This window comes from Pseudomonas azerbaijanorientalis (assembly GCF_019139795.1).
In the GTDB taxonomy this organism is placed as follows: Bacteria; Pseudomonadota; Gammaproteobacteria; order Pseudomonadales; family Pseudomonadaceae; genus Aquipseudomonas; species Aquipseudomonas laurylsulfatiphila.
In genome coordinates this window covers 3,694,256-3,709,416 of sequence record NZ_CP077078.1, presented here as the reverse complement: position 1 = coordinate 3,709,416, position 15,161 = coordinate 3,694,256, and the positions used below count along the sequence as shown (strand labels likewise).

13 protein-coding genes are annotated in these 15,161 nt (G+C 61.9%); 6 read left to right on the top strand and 7 right to left on the bottom strand.

Annotated features, from left to right (window positions below):
• The first annotated feature begins 113 nt into the window (after positions 1-113).
• The 5 genes from pqqC (at position 114) to KSS91_RS16380 (ending at position 5,375) form a co-directional block, all read left to right on the top strand.
• Complete coding sequence (gene pqqC, locus KSS91_RS16400; RefSeq protein WP_217835414.1) at positions 114-866, top strand: pyrroloquinoline-quinone synthase PqqC; 753 nt, start codon at positions 114-116, stop codon at positions 864-866.
• Entirely contained in the window at positions 863-1,135 is a 273-nt protein-coding gene (gene pqqD / locus KSS91_RS16395) for a pyrroloquinoline quinone biosynthesis peptide chaperone PqqD (protein WP_007972043.1), read from the top strand. Before pqqC ends, pqqD begins: the two co-directional genes overlap by 4 nt.
• Positions 1,113-2,255, top strand: a complete 1,143-nt coding sequence (gene pqqE / locus KSS91_RS16390) for a pyrroloquinoline quinone biosynthesis protein PqqE (protein ID WP_217835413.1) — start codon at positions 1,113-1,115, stop codon at positions 2,253-2,255. Before pqqD ends, pqqE begins: the two co-directional genes overlap by 23 nt.
• Positions 2,256-2,491: 236 nt before the next feature.
• Positions 2,492-3,655, top strand: a complete 1,164-nt coding sequence (gene ercA, locus KSS91_RS16385; protein ID WP_007972176.1) for an alcohol dehydrogenase-like regulatory protein ErcA — start codon at positions 2,492-2,494, stop codon at positions 3,653-3,655.
• Positions 3,639-5,375: a PAS domain-containing hybrid sensor histidine kinase/response regulator gene (locus KSS91_RS16380; RefSeq protein WP_217835412.1), complete on the top strand. Its 1,737-nt coding sequence runs from the start codon at positions 3,639-3,641 to the stop codon at positions 5,373-5,375. Before ercA ends, KSS91_RS16380 begins: the two co-directional genes overlap by 17 nt.
• On the opposite strand, the gene KSS91_RS16375 is transcribed toward KSS91_RS16380, so the two are convergent.
• The 4 genes from KSS91_RS16375 to KSS91_RS16360 form a co-directional block, all read right to left on the bottom strand.
• The gene (locus tag KSS91_RS16375) at positions 5,351-6,241 is read right to left on the bottom strand and encodes an aldose 1-epimerase (protein ID WP_217838435.1); all 891 of its coding nucleotides are present in this window, start codon (positions 6,239-6,241) and stop codon (positions 5,351-5,353) included. The two genes, KSS91_RS16380 and KSS91_RS16375, sit on opposite strands and share 25 nt — an antisense overlap.
• Positions 6,242-6,246: 5 nt before the next feature.
• Positions 6,247-7,137 (bottom strand): SMP-30/gluconolactonase/LRE family protein, encoded by an 891-nt coding sequence (locus KSS91_RS16370; protein WP_217835411.1) that lies wholly within the window; start codon positions 7,135-7,137, stop codon positions 6,247-6,249.
• 52 nt (positions 7,138-7,189) lie between these two features.
• The gene (locus KSS91_RS16365) at positions 7,190-8,014 is read right to left on the bottom strand and encodes an NAD-dependent epimerase/dehydratase family protein (protein ID WP_217835410.1); all 825 of its coding nucleotides are present in this window, start codon (positions 8,012-8,014) and stop codon (positions 7,190-7,192) included.
• A gap of 254 nt (positions 8,015-8,268) precedes the next feature.
• The gene (locus KSS91_RS16360) at positions 8,269-9,564 is read right to left on the bottom strand and encodes an OprD family porin (RefSeq protein ID WP_015095420.1); all 1,296 of its coding nucleotides are present in this window, start codon (positions 9,562-9,564) and stop codon (positions 8,269-8,271) included.
• Positions 9,565-9,797: 233 nt separating this feature from the next.
• Between KSS91_RS16360 and KSS91_RS16355 the strand changes: the two genes are divergently transcribed.
• Positions 9,798-10,418 (top strand): TetR/AcrR family transcriptional regulator, encoded by a 621-nt coding sequence (locus KSS91_RS16355; RefSeq protein WP_015095419.1) that lies wholly within the window; start codon positions 9,798-9,800, stop codon positions 10,416-10,418.
• 125 nt (positions 10,419-10,543) lie between these two features.
• Here the strand turns inward: KSS91_RS16355 and preA are convergent, their stop codons facing one another.
• From preA to hydA, 3 genes are all read right to left on the bottom strand, one after another.
• The gene (gene preA / locus KSS91_RS16350) at positions 10,544-11,818 is read right to left on the bottom strand and encodes an NAD-dependent dihydropyrimidine dehydrogenase subunit PreA (protein WP_007988216.1); all 1,275 of its coding nucleotides are present in this window, start codon (positions 11,816-11,818) and stop codon (positions 10,544-10,546) included.
• On the bottom strand, positions 11,819-13,186 hold the full coding sequence (locus KSS91_RS16345; RefSeq protein ID WP_217838434.1) for an NAD(P)-dependent oxidoreductase: 1,368 nt from the start codon (positions 13,184-13,186) through the stop codon (positions 11,819-11,821).
• Positions 13,187-13,344: 158 nt separating this feature from the next.
• Entirely contained in the window at positions 13,345-14,784 is a 1,440-nt protein-coding gene (gene hydA / locus KSS91_RS16340) for a dihydropyrimidinase (RefSeq protein WP_217835409.1), read from the bottom strand.
• Between the last annotated feature and the right edge of the window lie 377 nt (positions 14,785-15,161).

The window sequence follows — 15,161 nt, the reverse complement described above, 5'->3', positions numbered from 1 at the left end:
TTCGCGGGGCAAGCCCGCTCCCACAGGTTTTGTGGACACTGCCGAACCCTGTGGGAGCGGGCTTGCCCGCGAAGAGGCCGGAACAGACACCGAAGATTCCCCGGAGACCCGCAATGACCGACACTCCCATGTCCCCCAGCGAATTCGAAGCCGCCCTGCGCGCCAAGGGCGCCTACTACCACATCCACCATCCTTTCCATCAAGCCATGTACGCCGGCCGCGCCAGCCGCGAGCAGATTCAGGGCTGGGTCGCCAATCGCTTCTACTATCAGATCAACATTCCCCTGAAGGACGCCGCGATTCTCGCCAACTGCCCGGACCGCGACGTGCGCCGCGAGTGGCTGCAACGGATTCTCGACCACGATGGCGTCCCCGGCAGCGAGGGTGGAATCGAAGCCTGGCTGCGCCTGGGCGAGGCTGTGGGCCTGGATCGCGAGCAGATCCTCTCCCAGGAACGGGTGCTGCCCGGCGTGCGTTTCGCCGTGGACGCCTACGTCAATTTCGCCCGTCGCGCCTGCTGGCAGGAAGCGGCCAGCAGTTCGCTGACCGAACTCTTTGCCCCACAGATCCATCAGTCGCGACTCGATGCCTGGCCGACCCATTACCCGTGGATCGACGTCGCCGGCTACGACTATTTCCGCACGCGCCTGAGTCAGGCACGGCGCGATGTCGAGCATGGGTTGCGCATCACTCTCGCGCACTACGTGACCGCCGAAGGCCAGCAACGCATGCTGGAGATCCTGCAATTCAAGCTCGACGTGCTGTGGAGCATGCTCGATGCCATGAGCATGGCCTACGAACTTGCGCGCCCGCCGTATCACACGGTTACCGGCGACAACGTCTGGCATCGGGGGATCGCCCTGTGAGCCTGATCGATCGCCAACAGTCACCGGCCTTGCGTCGCGGTTTTCGTCTGCAATGGGAGCCCCGTCAGGACTGCCATGTACTGCTGTACCCCGAAGGCATGATCAAGCTCAACGCCAGTGCCGGGCAGATTCTCGATCTGGTGGATGGCCAGCGCAGCGTGGCGGCGATCATTGAGCGATTGAGCGCGAATTTCCCCGGCGTCCCCGGGATCGACGAAGACGTGCTGGCGTTTCTGGAGGTGGCCCATGCGCAATTCTGGATCGAGTGAGACGCTGCCCGGACCGCCGTTGTGGCTGCTCGCCGAGCTGACTTACCGCTGTCCGTTGCAGTGCCCCTATTGCTCCAATCCGTTGGACTTTGCCCGGCACGGCGAGGAACTGAGCACGCAAGAATGGATTCGCGTATTTCGCGAGGCGCGGGACATGGGCGCCGCGCAATTGGGCTTTTCCGGTGGTGAGCCGCTGGTGCGCCAGGACCTCGCCGAACTGATCAAGGCCGCCCGGGACATGGGCTACTACACCAATCTGATCACCTCCGGCATCGGCCTGACCGAGCAGAAGGTGCGCGACTTCAAGGTGGCCGGGCTGGATCATATCCAGATCAGCTTCCAGGCCGCCGACGAAGCGGTGAACAACATGCTCGCCGGTTCGCGCAAGGCCTTTGCCCAGAAACTCGCCATGGCCCGTGCGGTGAAAGCCCAGGGCTATCCGATGGTGCTGAACTTCGTCACCCATCGGCACAACATCGACCGGATCGCGCAGATCATCGAGCTGTGCCTGGAGCTGGAGGCGGACTTTGTCGAATTGGCCACCTGCCAGTTCTACGGCTGGGCTGAACTCAACCGCGTCGGCCTGCTGCCCACCCGCGAGCAATTGCAGCGCGCCGAGCGCATCACTAACCAATACCGCGAACGCCTTGAAGCCCAGGGTCACCCGTGCAAGTTGATCTTCGTCACCCCGGACTACTACGAGGAACGTCCCAAGACCTGCATGAACGGCTGGGCCAACCTGTTTCTCGACATCACCCCCGACGGCACTGCCTTGCCTTGCCACAGCGCCCGGCAGTTGCCGGTAGCGTTTCCCAACGTGCGCGAGCACAGCCTTTCGCACATCTGGAACGATTCGTTCGGCTTCAATCGTTTTCGCGGCGACGACTGGATGAAGGAGCCGTGCCGCTCCTGCGACGAAAAACACAAGGACCTGGGAGGGTGCCGCTGCCAGGCCTTCATGCTGACCGGCGATGCCGCCAATGCCGACCCGGTGTGCAGCAAGTCGCCCCACCACGGGGTGATCCTCAAGGCCCGCGAGGAAGCCGAGGCGCCGGGGATGGGGATCGAACACCTGACGCTGCGCAACGCGAAGGCTTCGCAACTGATCTATCGCGGCTAGTCTGGCGACATAAATCCCCTGTGGGAGCGGGCTTGCTCGCTAAAGCGGTGGGTCAGGCAATATAAATGTTGAATGTTAAGGCCTCTTCGCGAGCAAGCCCGCTCCCACAGGGGATCTGCGGTGAATACAGAATGTGAGCACACCCCAGGCAGTGCTACCCATTGGTCTGATTGCATTCACAGCTGGATGGTTTAGTGTGGTTTCTACCTTCCAAAACAATAAGAACAGGCTTTCCAATGAGCCAGAGTCTCAACCAGTTGCGCAAGTTCGTTTCCCCCGAAATCATCTTCGGTGCCGGTAGCCGGCACAGTGTCGGCAATTACGCCAAGACCTTTGGCGCACGCAAGGTCCTGGTGGTCAGTGACCCCGGCGTGATCGCCGCCGGTTGGGTCGCCGATGTCGAGGCCAGCCTGCAGGCGCTGGGCATCGAATACTGCCTGTACAGCGATGTCTCGCCCAACCCGCGGGTTGAAGAGGTGATGCTCGGTGCCGAGATGTACCGGGAAAACCACTGCGACGTGATCGTCGCCGTGGGCGGCGGCAGTCCGATGGACTGCGGCAAAGGCATCGGCATTGTCGTCGCCCATGGCCGCAGCATTCTCGATTTCGAGGGCGTGGACACCATCCGCGTGCCCAGCCCGCCGCTGATCCTGATACCGACCACCGCCGGCACCTCGGCCGATGTCTCGCAATTCGTGATCATTTCCAATCAGCAGGAGCGCATGAAGTTCTCCATCGTCAGCAAGGCCGTGGTGCCGGACGTTTCGCTGATCGATCCGGAAACCACCCTGAGCATGGATCCGTTCCTGTCGGCCTGCACCGGCATCGACGCCTTGGTGCATGCCATCGAAGCCTTCGTGTCCACCGGCCACGGGCCGTTGACCGATCCTCATGCGCTGGAGGCGATGCGCCTGATCAATGGCAACCTGGTGCAGATGATCGCCAACCCGAGCGACATTGCCCTGCGCGAGAAGATCATGCTCGGCAGCATGCAGGCCGGGCTGGCGTTCTCCAACGCCATCCTGGGCGCGGTGCATGCCATGTCCCACAGCCTCGGCGGTTTTCTCGACCTGCCCCACGGCCTGTGCAACGCGGTGCTGGTCGAGCATGTGGTGGCCTTCAATTACAACTCGGCGCCGGAGCGTTTCAAGGTGATCGCCGAGACGTTCGGCATCGACTGCCGGGGCCTGAATCACCGGCAGATCTGCGGGCGCCTGGTCGAACACCTGATCGCCCTCAAACACGCCATCGGCTTTCACGAAACCCTCGGTTTGCATGGCGTCAGGACCTCGGACATTCCGTTCCTGTCGCAACATGCAATGCACGATCCGTGCATCCTGACCAACCCGCGCGAATCCAGCCAGCGTGATGTCGAGGTCGTCTATGGCGAAGCCCTCTGACGAGCAACAACGGGCCCTGACCGGGCTGCTGGGGCTGGGCAGCCATTCTGCGCGCAAGAGTCATTACCCGGAACTGGCCGCGCGCCTGGATGATCTGGAAGCCGAGCGCAATCGCTACAAGTGGCTGTTCGAAAACGCGGTGCACGGGATCTTCCAGGCCAGCCTGCACGATGGCATGCGCGCCGCCAACCCGGCGCTGGCACACATGCTCGGCTACCAGGACCCGCAGGAGGTGCTGTTCTCCCTGACTGACCTGGGCAGCACCCTGTTCGTCGACGGCGCGCAGGAACTGGAAGCCATCGGCGAAATCCTCAGGCACCAGCGCAGCCTGCACGGCTATGAAACCCGCTTGCGACGCAAGGACGGCAGTCACCTGGATGTGTTGATGAACCTGCTGCTCAAGCCCGGCCAGGAAGGTCTGGTGGAAGGGTTCGTCTCCGATATCACCGAGCGCAAGCTGGCCCAGCGACGTCTGCAGCAACTCAATGACGAACTGGAGCAGCGCGTCGTCGCGCGCACCGATGAATTGCTCGAAGCCAACCGTAACCTTCAGCAGCAGATCACCCAGCGTAAACAGATTGCCAAGGCCTTGCGCGATGCCCGCGATGCCGCCGAGGCCGCCAACCACAGCAAGGACAAATACCTCGCCGCCGCCAGCCACGACTTGCTGCAACCGCTGAACGCCGCGCGGTTGCTGATTTCGACCTTGCGCGAACGCAATTTGCCGCAAGCTGAACAGGTGCTGGTGGAGCGCACTCACCAGGCCCTGGAAGGCGCCGAAGACCTGCTGACGGATCTGCTGGACATTTCCCGACTCGATCAGGCTGCGGTCAAGCCGGACATCGCGTTGTACCGCCTCGACGAACTGCTGGGGCCACTGGTGTCGGAGTTCCAGTCCGTCGCCCAGGCGGCCGGCTTGAACCTGCGGGTGCACATGGCCGATTACGCCATCAGCACCGACTTGCGCCTGATGACGCGGATCCTGCGCAACTTCCTCAGCAATGCCTGCCGCTACACCGATGAAGGCAGCATCCTGCTGGCGGCAAGGCGTCGGGGCGAGATGTTGCGCCTGGAGGTCTGGGACACCGGGCGTGGCATCGCCGCCGACCGGCTCGATTCGATCTTCCTCGAGTTCAACCAACTGGATGTCGGCCGAGCCGCCGACCGCAAGGGCGTGGGCCTGGGGTTGGCGATTGTCGAGCGCATCGCCAAGATCCTTGGCTACAGGATTGGCGTTCACTCGTTGCCGGGACGGGGTTCGATGTTCAGCATCGAGGTGCCGTTATCCGACGAGGTTCCATTGCCCGTGAGCCAGGCGGTGCCACAGCCGGGCACCGGCAACCCGTTGCCGGGACGCCGTTTACTGGTGATCGACAACGAAGTGAGCATTCTCCAAAGCATGGGCGCGTTGCTCGGGCAGTGGGGCTGTGACGTTCTGGTCGCCACCGATGAAGCGGCTGCACTGGCGGCGTTAGGCGGGCAGGCGCCGGAACTGATTCTCGCGGACTACCACCTCGATCACGGGGTGGTCGGCTGTGATGTGGTGCGACATTTGCGTGAGCATTTCCACCAGGACATTCCTGCGGTGATCATTACTGCCGACCGCACCGACCATTGTCGGCGTGCGTTGCAGCGGCTCAACGCGCCCTTGCTGAACAAACCGGTGAAGCCCGGCAAGTTGCGAGCGGTGTTGAGTCAACTGTTGGGGGCATCAGTCTGATACGGCCGATACTGCAGGGTCAAGCCCAGTTCGGTGGCTTGACCTTGCTCCAGCAAACGCAACCCCGGCCGACCGGGAAGGTGGTGTGCGTTGACCGGGTGGCTCACCGGTTCGATGCAGAAAAATTCCAGGCCCACGGGGCAGTAGAGCAGGTAGTAATCGCTACCGGTGGCCTGGCAGTCCAGTTCGTATCCGAGGTCGGGCTGGCGGATCAGGCAGTGGCCGTTCCATTCGCAGAAGCCGTTGTCCACGAGCGATTCGGGCAATGGCTTGAGCTGCTGAAAATCCCACTCGACCGGCAATGCGCTGAGTTGCGTCGGTAGTTTTTTCTCGTTGCACAACCATACCTCGCGGGCTGCGGCCTGCAGTCGAGTGTTGGCGGTGCGCGGCAGATACGGATGCAGGCCCAGTCCATGCCAGGCGGCACGTTCAGCCAGATGGGTGACGCTCAGTTCGATGCTGAGTTTGCCCTGACTCAGATGGAAACGCTGGCGGGCGCGATAAGCGAAGGGGGTTGTGCTGTCGAGTTGCAGGACCACTTCATTTTCCGACCGGGAAACCACATCCCACGCCTGCTGCCAGGCGCTGCCATGGATCGGCAGGGGATCGGTGAGGCTGTTGGGCGCCAGTGCCAGCCAGCCATCGGGGCAATCGAAGCCGCCTTCGGCGATGCGGTTGGACCAGGGGATCAAGGGAAAGCAGCCGAGCTTGCCGGGCAGACCGGTGTTTAGGGCGTGCTCATCGGCGTGGCGCAACAAGGGCTGGCCGCTGCTGCGCACGGTCCAGTTGACGATGCTGGCGCCGAGTTCGGGGGCGAGGGTCAGCTGAGTGTATTCGTCTTCGAGCTCGAGAAGTGCGGGCGTCATCGTCATCACTGATCCTGAAATCGCGGTTCCGGCAATCCCTTCACGCCAGGATCGAGCGCGAACACCCCCCCGGCCAGTGATTGCGGATCATGGTCGTCGCCGGGGCGGATCGAGGTCACGAAGAGCGTGTCCAGTCGAGGGCCACCGAAGGCGCACATGGTGGGTTTTTTCACCGGTACGGCCAGAGAAAGGTCTAGCCGGCCGTCGGGGGTAAAACGGTGGATCAAGCCGGCGTCGTTGGCGCAAATCCAGTAGCAGCCATCGGCGTCCACCGCCGCACCGTCGGGTCGACCTTCGTGCCGGTTCATGTCAACGAACACGCGGCGGTTGGAAGGGGTGCCGGTTTCGGTGTCGTAGTCGAAGGCCCAGATCTGCTGGATCTGCGGATGGGAGTCGGACAGGTACATCGTGCGCCCGTCCGGGCTGAAACCCAGGCCGTTGGGCACGATGAACCCGCTCAGCCGGGAATCGAGCGGCCCGCGTTGTCCGGCGCTGTAGCGGTACAACGTGCCGTTGGCGGCGTTGGCGCCCATGTTCAGCACCATGCTGCCGGCCCAGAAGCGTCCCTGACGATCGCAGCGGCCGTCGTTCAGGCGCATGTCGGCGCGGGCATGGTCGACGTGGGCCAAGGGTTCACTGTCGAGGCTGCCGTCGTTGCGCGGATGCAGGCGGAAGAACCCGCTTTCCATGCCGGCGACCCAGCCGCCGTCGGCATGAGGCGCGATGCAAGCGAGCATCTGCGGGGTTGTCCAGGTAGTCACCTGCCCGGTGTCGGCACTCCAGCGCTGTAAACCGCCGGCGGGAATATCGACCCAGTACAGAGCGCTTTCCTCAGGCACCCAGACCGGGCTTTCACCGACTGCGTTACGGGCGTCGACAATCAATTCGGCTTGCATGGCAACTCATTCCCTTGGTTTTTGTTGTGGGGATCAAGCGGGGCGCGAAGGTTCAGTCACCGAACGGGCCGGCTACGCAAAAGGCGCCGCCCTGATACAGCCGCGCCGGGTCATCGGCGGCAGGCATCGGCTGGGTTTCGATTTTTTCGCGGAACTGTTCGGAGCTGTCCTGCGCGACAAAACCCAAGGCAGTAGCGTAGCGGTTGTCCCACCAGACGTCCTTGTTGTCGGACACGCCGTAGACCACGGTGTGGCCGACGTTCGGGGTGTACAAGGCACGTTCGAGCAGTTGCGTAAGGTCGCCGAAACTCAGCCAGGTGCTCATCATCCGACGGTTGTGCGGCTCGGGGAACGAGGAGCCGATGCGCACGCTGACGGTCTCGATGCCATAGCGGTCGAAGTAGAACGTGGCCATGTCCTCGCCGTAGGACTTGGACAGGCCATAGTAGCTGTCCGGGCGGCGAGGGGAGTGGGCGTCGATGACTTCGTCCTGCCGGTAGAAGCCGATCACATGGTTGGAACTGGCGAAGATCACCCGCTTCACCCCATGGCGGCGCGCGGCTTCGTAGATGTGGAACACGCCACAGATGTTGGCGCCGAGGATCTCTTCGAACGAGTGCTCGGTCGACACGCCGCCGAAGTGCAGGATCGCGTCCACGCCTTCGACCAGTTGATGCACCGCTTGCTTGTCGGCGAGGTCGCACGGCATCACTTCTTCGCGATCATCGATGGCTGGCGCAATGTCGGCGATGTCCGACAGGCGAATGACATTGGCGTAAGGGCGCAGGCTTTCGCGCAAGACTTTGCCGAGGCCACCGGCGGCGCCGGTCAGCAGCAGGCGGTTGAAAGGGGGGCGGGCGTTTGCTGTGGTCGTCATGGGAATCCTGGGTGCGCGGTTGTTGTTATTGATTTGTTGTAGGTTGTCGTATGACTTGGATGAAGTATCGTTAGGGTCTCCGGCTCTTGTCAACGCGGCATTGGTGGAAATTGACGGAGGGTCGTTCCTATTCGCTGAACTGAAATACCCTCCTGTGGGAGCGGGCTTGCTCGCGAAGGCGGAGTGTCAGTTAACAACATGTCGACTGACACTCCGCCTTCGCGAGCAAGCCCGCTCCCACAGTGGTTCTGTGTTTACAGGAGGCTGATCGGGTAGCTGATGAAAATGCGGTTTTCATCGAATTCGTTGGTGCTGAAACTCTTGCGGATACTCGCGTTACGCCATTTCACGTTGAGGTTTTTCAGCGCACCGCTTTGCACCGTGTAGGCCAGTTCGGATTCGCGGCCCCATTCCTTGCCGTCGGTGATCGCGCCGGTGTGCACGTTGTCACCGCTGATGTAGCGGTTCATCAGGGTCAGGCCGGGAATGCCGAGGGCGACGAAGTTGTAGTCGTGGCGTACCTGCCAGGATCTCTCCCGGGCGTTGTCATAGCTGGAGTTGTAGCTGTCGTTGGCCAGGGTGCCGCCGCTGGTGCCGTTGACCCGCATCCACACGTCGTCGCCGGTGAGTTTTTGCAGGCCGACATAGAAGGTGTTGCCGCCATATTTGGCCGAGAGCAGGGCAAACGCGGTCTTGTTGTCGAGATCACCGGCCTTGGCGCTGCCGTCTTCCTTGCCGATGAAGTAGCCCAGGTTGGCGCCCAGGGTCCAGTCACCGACGGGCTGGCTGTGGGTCAGGTTGAAGTATTGCTGCTGGTAGATGTCGCTCAGTTCCGAGTACCAGACGCCGACCTGCGTGCGCTTTTCATTGAACGCGTATTCACCGCCGCCGAAGTTGAAACGATCGGAGGTGAACGCGGTTTTTCCGTTCATGAACATGTCTTCCATGCTCGCGTCATTGCGCGGGCTGTTTTTCTGGAATTGACCGCCATACAGCGTCAGGCCGCTGATTTCGGTGGACGTCACCTGGGCGCCCTGGAAGGTCTGCGGCAGTGAGCGGCCATCGTCGGAACGCAGGATCGGCAGCACCGGCATCCATTCGCCGACCTTCAACTCGGTTTTCGAAATCTTGCCTTTAAGCGCCACGCCCAGGCGGCCGAAATTGTCGGCGGGGCGGCCGTCGTCGTGGATCGGCAACAGCTGCGTGCCGCCAGTGCCCTTGCCGCCATCGAGCTTCTGCGAATACAGGCCCAGTACATCGACACCGAAACCCACGGTGCCCTGGGTGAACCCGGACCTGGCATCGAGGATGAAGTTTTGCGTCCACTCTTCAGCCTTGCCCTGGGGGTAGGCCGGGTTGGTGTAGTTGCGGTTGATGTAGGCGTTACGCAGGTTCAGCGTGGCCTTGGCGTCGTCGGTGAAACCTGCGGCTTGGCCTGTGATGGGCAAGGCGAGGGCCAGCCCGCTGCAGCCGATCAGGCTCAGGGTATGACGACGAGAAAGGTATGCACGCGAAGAACGGGCGGACGAATTGCGGACGAGCTTGCTCACTGTGACGCTCCCTTGTTTCTTGTTTTTATAGTTGTCATACGTCGTCGTACAACATTGCGGGCGATATTTGCGGGATTTTTGTGGGTTGTCAATCGGAAGTTATACGATGACTTGTGGCGGGGTGGATTAGACTCTCAGCTTTCTGACTGCGGCTGTACGAAGATTCGTTTTCCCCTGTCGCCGCAGTCCAGAGCGGATGCTAGTCTTGCTCAACGCTGTTGTCGGGGACCCGCATGGGCAATCACAAGATCGAGATTCGTCGCAGTAACGTCGAAAAAATCCTGCTGGGGGCGGAAAAGGTCTTCGCTGAAAAGGGCTTCGGCAGCACGGCCATGGCCGACATCGCCGCGCAAGTGCAACTGCCGCGTTCAAACCTGCATTACTACTTCAGCACCAAGACCGAACTGTACAGCGCGGTACTGTTCGACTTGCTGGAAGTCTGGAAGCAGGACGCACTGTGCTTCGAGATGTTCGACGACCCGCGCGTGGTGCTCAGTAGCTACATCCGCGCCAAGATGAACCATTCCCGCAGCCGGCCTTATGGTTCGAAAGTCTGGGCCAACGAAATCATCCACGGCGCGCCGACCCTCGGCGCAGCGCTGGATGCGAGCCTGTACGACTGGGCCAAGATGAAGGAAGCGAAAATCCGCCAGTGGGTGGACGACAAACGCATCCTGCCGGTGGAGCCGTCGAGCCTGCTGTACATGATCTGGGCCTCGACCCAGCACTATGCCGACTTCGATCACCAGGTGAATATTCTCAACGACCATCAGCCGCTGTCGGACATGCAATTTGAAAAAGCAGTGCAGACGGTGACCAGTGTGATTTTGCGGGGGATCGGGTTGGAGCCTTGAGGTTGGGTGGTGTGGCTGCTGGCCTCTTCGCGGGCAAGCCCGCTCCCACAGGGGATCTCGGTGTTTATGCGATCCCTGTGGGAGCGGGCTTGCCCGCGAAGGCGCCAGATCAGGCGCCGCTGAACTTAAGGGCTGACGTGATACGGATTCCTCGGATCATGATTCCAGTCCAGGAACGGTTTGCCGGTCTCCACCGGCACCATCTCGATACAGTCCTGCACCGGGCAGGTGATCTGGCACAGGTTGCAGCCCACGCACTCCTCATCGATCACCTGGTACTTGTGCGTGCCATCCGCTTGCTTGAGGCTGGCCACGGCCTGGTGCGAGGTGTCCTCACAGGCAATGTGGCAACGACCACAGCCGATGCACGCCTCCTGGTCGATTTTCGCGATCACCTGGTAGTTGATGTCCAGGTACTTCCAGTCCGTGGTGTTGCCCACCGCGCGCCCGGAAAATTCCGCGACACTGGCGTAGCCCTGACTGTCCATCCAGCGTGACAAACCGTCCTTCATGTCTTCGACAATCCGGAAGCCATGCAGCATCGCCGCCGTGCACACCTGCACCGCGCCGCTGCCCAACGCGATGAATTCCGCAGCGTCGCGCCAGTTGCCGATGCCGCCGATGCCGCTGATTGGCAAGCCTTGGGTCTGCGGGTCACGGGCGATTTCGGCGACCATGTTCAAGGCAATCGGCTTGACGGCCGAGCCACAGTAACCGCCGTGGGTGCTTTGGCTGCCGACCATGGGATTGGCGACCATGCGTTCGAGGTTGACGCTGGTGATCGAGTTGATGGTGTTGATCAGCGACACCGCGTCGGCACCGCCACGGTGGGCCGCGCGGGCGGCGACGCGGATGTCGGTGATGTTCGGCGTGAGCTTGACGATCACCGGCAGCGAGCAATAGGTCTTGCACCAGCGGGTGACCTGTTCCACGTATTCCGGCACCTGGCCGACCGCGGCGCCCATGCCGCGTTCCGGCATGCCGTGGGGGCAACCGAAGTTCAGTTCGATGCCGTCGGCGCCAGTGGCTTCCACCAGCGGCAGGATGTGTTTCCAGGATTCCTCGACGCAGGGCACCATCAAGGACACGATCAGCGCGCGGTCCGGCCAGTCCTTTTTGACCTGGGTGATTTCCCGCAGGTTGATCTCCAGCGAGCGGTCGGTGATCAGCTCGATGTTGTTAAAGCCAAGCACCTCCCTGTTCGCCCCGAAGTGCGCCGAGTAGCGCGACGACACGTTCACCGCCGCCGGATCTTCCCCCAGGGTTTTCCAGACCACGCCGCCCCATCCGGCCTCGAAGGCGCGGACCACGTTATAGGCTTTGTCGGTGGGTGGCGCGGAGGCCAGCCAGAACGGATTGGGTGCCTTGATGCCGGCGAAGACAATCGACAGATCGGCCATTTACGCAGCCTCCACGTTGAGCATCAGTTGAGCGTTGATCGCCTCGGCGGCGCGCTTGCCGTGTTGCACCGCTTGCACGGTGAGGTCTTGATCGAGGCTGGTGCAGTCGCCGCCGGCATACACGCCGGGGATGCTGGTGCGCAGCTGTTCATCGACGGCGATGCGCTCGCCCTGGCGCTTGAGTTCGCGCGCCAGCGGATCGGCCAGGGCGTCGCTGTCGAAGGCCTGGCCGATGGCCTTGAAGATCGCGTCGGCGGCCAGTTCGAAGGTTTCACCGGTGGTTTGCAGGCGACCTTCGACCAGATGGGTGCGGGCGAAACGCATGCCGCGCACCCGGCCGTGGTCATCGAGCAGCACCTCTTCAGGTTGTGCCCAGGTCATCAGCCGCACCTGATTGGCCTTGGCAATCTCCTGTTCGTGATGGGTGGCGCCCATGTCTTCGACGCCGCGCCGGTACACCAGGTTCACGTCACGGGCGCCGAGACGAGCCATTTGCACGGCCATGTCGATGGCGGTGTTGCCTGCGCCGAGGACGATGCAATGGTCGGCCAGGGGCAATTGGCTCAGGTCATCGGCCTGGCGCAGTTCGCGGATGTAGTCGGTGGCGGCGAGCAGGCCAGGCGCGTCTTCGTGGGCCAGGCCCAGTTGCTTGCTGGCGTTGAGCCCGAGGCCGAGGAACACCGCATCGAACTGTTGATGCAGTTCGCTGAGGGTCAGGTTGTCCCCGAGTTTGTGCCCGTGGCGGATTTCGATTCCGCCGATTTCCAGCAGGAACTCAAGCTCCCGTTGCGCGTAGTCGTCCACCAGTTTGTATTTGGCGATCCCGTATTCATTGAGGCCGCCAGCTTTTTCCCGCGCCTCGAAGATCACCACGTCATGCCCGTGCATGGCGCTGCGGTGGGCGCAGGACAATCCGGCCGGACCTGCGCCCACCACGGCGATGCGTTTGCCGGTGGCGGCAGCACGCGGGAAGGGGTGCGTGCTGAAGTGGGCGTTGTCCACGGCGTAGCGCTGCAACAGGCCGATCATGACCGGCGCGCATTCGTGGGCGTTGTTGCGCACGCAGGCTTGCTGGCAAAGGATTTCCGTCGGGCACACCCGGGCGCAACTGCCGCCGAGGATGTTGGCCGAGAGGATCTTCTGCGCGGCGCCTTGCACGTTGTCCTGCTGGATATTGCGGATGAACGAGGGGATGTCGATTTCGCTCGGACAGGCATTCACGCAGGGCGCGTCGTAGCAATACAGACAGCGCGAGGCTTCCAGGTGCGCCTGGCGCTCGTTGAGCGGCGGCGCCAGATCGGTGAAATGGCCGGAGAGGGCGGCCGCATTCTCGACGGGATGCGGAAGGTGGTCCAGGGTCTTGATCACGGTGTTGGCCTCACGGTTATTTGAGGTATTGCCTCTGATGGGCATTGTTTTGTGTTGCCTGTACCGGCCTCATCGCGAGCAAGCTCGCTCCCACAGGATCTCGGGTGTTCACAAAACCTGTGGGAGCGAGCTTGCTCGCGATAGGCCGCAGGCCGCTTTCAGCGTTTCACAGCGACCGGCTGATTCAGCTCGGCCCGCTTGCTCAGCAAATCAAACACCGCCGGGTACGCCGGCCGTTCGATGTAGCGCCCGGCGCCACGCTCGGCCCGCAGGTCACCGTCGGCCCAGACCACCCGGCCCTGGCTGATGGTGTGGCTGGGCACGCCGCGCACGGTCTTGCCTTCGAAGATGTTGAAGTCCACCTGCTGATGGTGGGTCTTGGCGGAAATGGTCCGCGTGCCTTGCGGGTCCCACAGCACCAGGTCGGCATCGGCCCCCACGCGAATCGCGCCTTTGCGTGGGTAGAGGTTGAAGATCTTCGCCGTGTTGGTGGACGTCAGGGCGACGAATTGCTGCATCGAAAAGCGTCCGCTGTTCACCCCTTCATCCCACAACACCGCCATGCGGTCTTCGATGCCGGCGGTACCGTTGGGGATCTTGCTGAAGTCGTCGCGGCCGGCGGCTTTTTGCTCGGCGCAGAAGCAGCAGTGGTCGGTGGCGGTGGTGTGCAGGTTGCCCGATTGCAGGCCATGCCAGAGCGCCTCTTGATGACCGCGAGGGCGGAACGGCGGGCTCATCACGTAACCGGCGGCGGTTTGCCAGTCCGGGTGGCGGTAGACACTGTCGTCCAGCAGCAAGTGGCCCGCCAGCACTTCGCCGTAGACCGGCTGGCCCTTGCCCCGGGCGTAGGTGATTTCGTCGAGGGCTTCCTTGGTCGAGACGTGCACCAGATACAGCGGCGTACCCAGGGTTTCGGCGATGCGGATCGCCCGGCTCGCGGCCTCGCCTTCAACCTGTGATGGCCGCGACAGCGGATGCGCTTCCGGCCCGGTGATGCCCTGGGCCATCAGCTTGCGTTGCAGGTGATAGACCAGTTCGCCGTTTTCCGCATGCACGGTCGGTACCGCGCCCAGTTCCAGGCAGCGCTCGAAGCTCGCCACCAGGGTGTCATCGGCGGCCATGATCGCGTTCTTGTAGGCCATGAAGTGCTTGAAGCTGTTGACGCCGTGCTGGCTGACCAGTTCGGCCATTTCCTCGCGGACCTGTTCGCTCCACCAGGTGATGGCGACGTGAAAACCGTAGTCCGACGCCGACTTCTCGGCCCAGCCGCGCCATTGATGGAAGGCTTCGAGCAAGGATTGCTGCGGATTGGGAATCACGAAGTCGATGATCGAGGTGGTGCCGCCGGCCAGTCCCGCCGCCGTGCCACTGTAGAAGTCTTCGCTGGCCACGGTGCCCATGAACGGCAGTTGCATGTGGGTGTGCGGGTCGATGCCGCCGGGCATCAGGTATTGCCCGCTGCCGTCGAGCACTTCGGCGCCTGCAGGGACATCGAGGTTTTCGCCTATGGCCTTGATCACGCCGTCTGCGCAATACACATCGGCGCGATAACTTTCATCATGGGTAATAACGGTGGCGCCACGGATCAACAGAGACATTCCGAGTTCCTCGCAGGCAATGACCGGCTTGTGCCGGCTCTAGATGTTTTATGTGACGCCAGCGTCAACAGGTGTATTCCTGTCAATGCTGTCAGGATTAAACGCTAGCTGCAGTTATTCGAATCGGCAAGAATATTTTTTATAAGCTTATTCAGTTATTAACTGATTGATATTTAACGATTAAATACAACAATCACCAAAATGGTGAGCGGCCTCACCATTTTGACGCACTTGACAGGATCTAAAAATAGTCAAGATTTCTTATGTGAAATCAGCTGTTTGAGTATGGTCTATGGTTGATGCGCGGCCATTGAAAAAAAAGATCAACGCACCAGTTTGAGTCCTGACTGTCCGGACAACTTGCCTGGCATTCGGCC

What these genes read in the sequence shown, in the direction of transcription:
- pqqC (WP_217835414.1), top strand. Translation starts at nt 114, where the DNA reads ATGACCGACACTCCCATGTCCCCCAGCGAATTCGAAGCCGCCCTGCGC.
- pqqE (WP_217835413.1), top strand. Translation starts at nt 1,113, where the DNA reads ATGCGCAATTCTGGATCGAGTGAGACGCTGCCCGGACCGCCGTTGTGG.
- ercA (WP_007972176.1), top strand. Translation starts at nt 2,492, where the DNA reads ATGAGCCAGAGTCTCAACCAGTTGCGCAAGTTCGTTTCCCCCGAAATC.
- KSS91_RS16380 (WP_217835412.1), top strand. Translation starts at nt 3,639, where the DNA reads ATGGCGAAGCCCTCTGACGAGCAACAACGGGCCCTGACCGGGCTGCTG.
- KSS91_RS16375 (WP_217838435.1), bottom strand. Translation starts at nt 6,241, where the DNA reads ATGACGCCCGCACTTCTCGAGCTCGAAGACGAATACACTCAGCTGACC.
- KSS91_RS16370 (WP_217835411.1), bottom strand. Translation starts at nt 7,137, where the DNA reads ATGCAAGCCGAATTGATTGTCGACGCCCGTAACGCAGTCGGTGAAAGC.
- KSS91_RS16365 (WP_217835410.1), bottom strand. Translation starts at nt 8,014, where the DNA reads ATGACGACCACAGCAAACGCCCGCCCCCCTTTCAACCGCCTGCTGCTG.
- KSS91_RS16355 (WP_015095419.1), top strand. Translation starts at nt 9,798, where the DNA reads ATGGGCAATCACAAGATCGAGATTCGTCGCAGTAACGTCGAAAAAATC.
- preA (WP_007988216.1), bottom strand. Translation starts at nt 11,818, where the DNA reads ATGGCCGATCTGTCGATTGTCTTCGCCGGCATCAAGGCACCCAATCCG.
- hydA (WP_217835409.1), bottom strand. Translation starts at nt 14,784, where the DNA reads ATGTCTCTGTTGATCCGTGGCGCCACCGTTATTACCCATGATGAAAGT.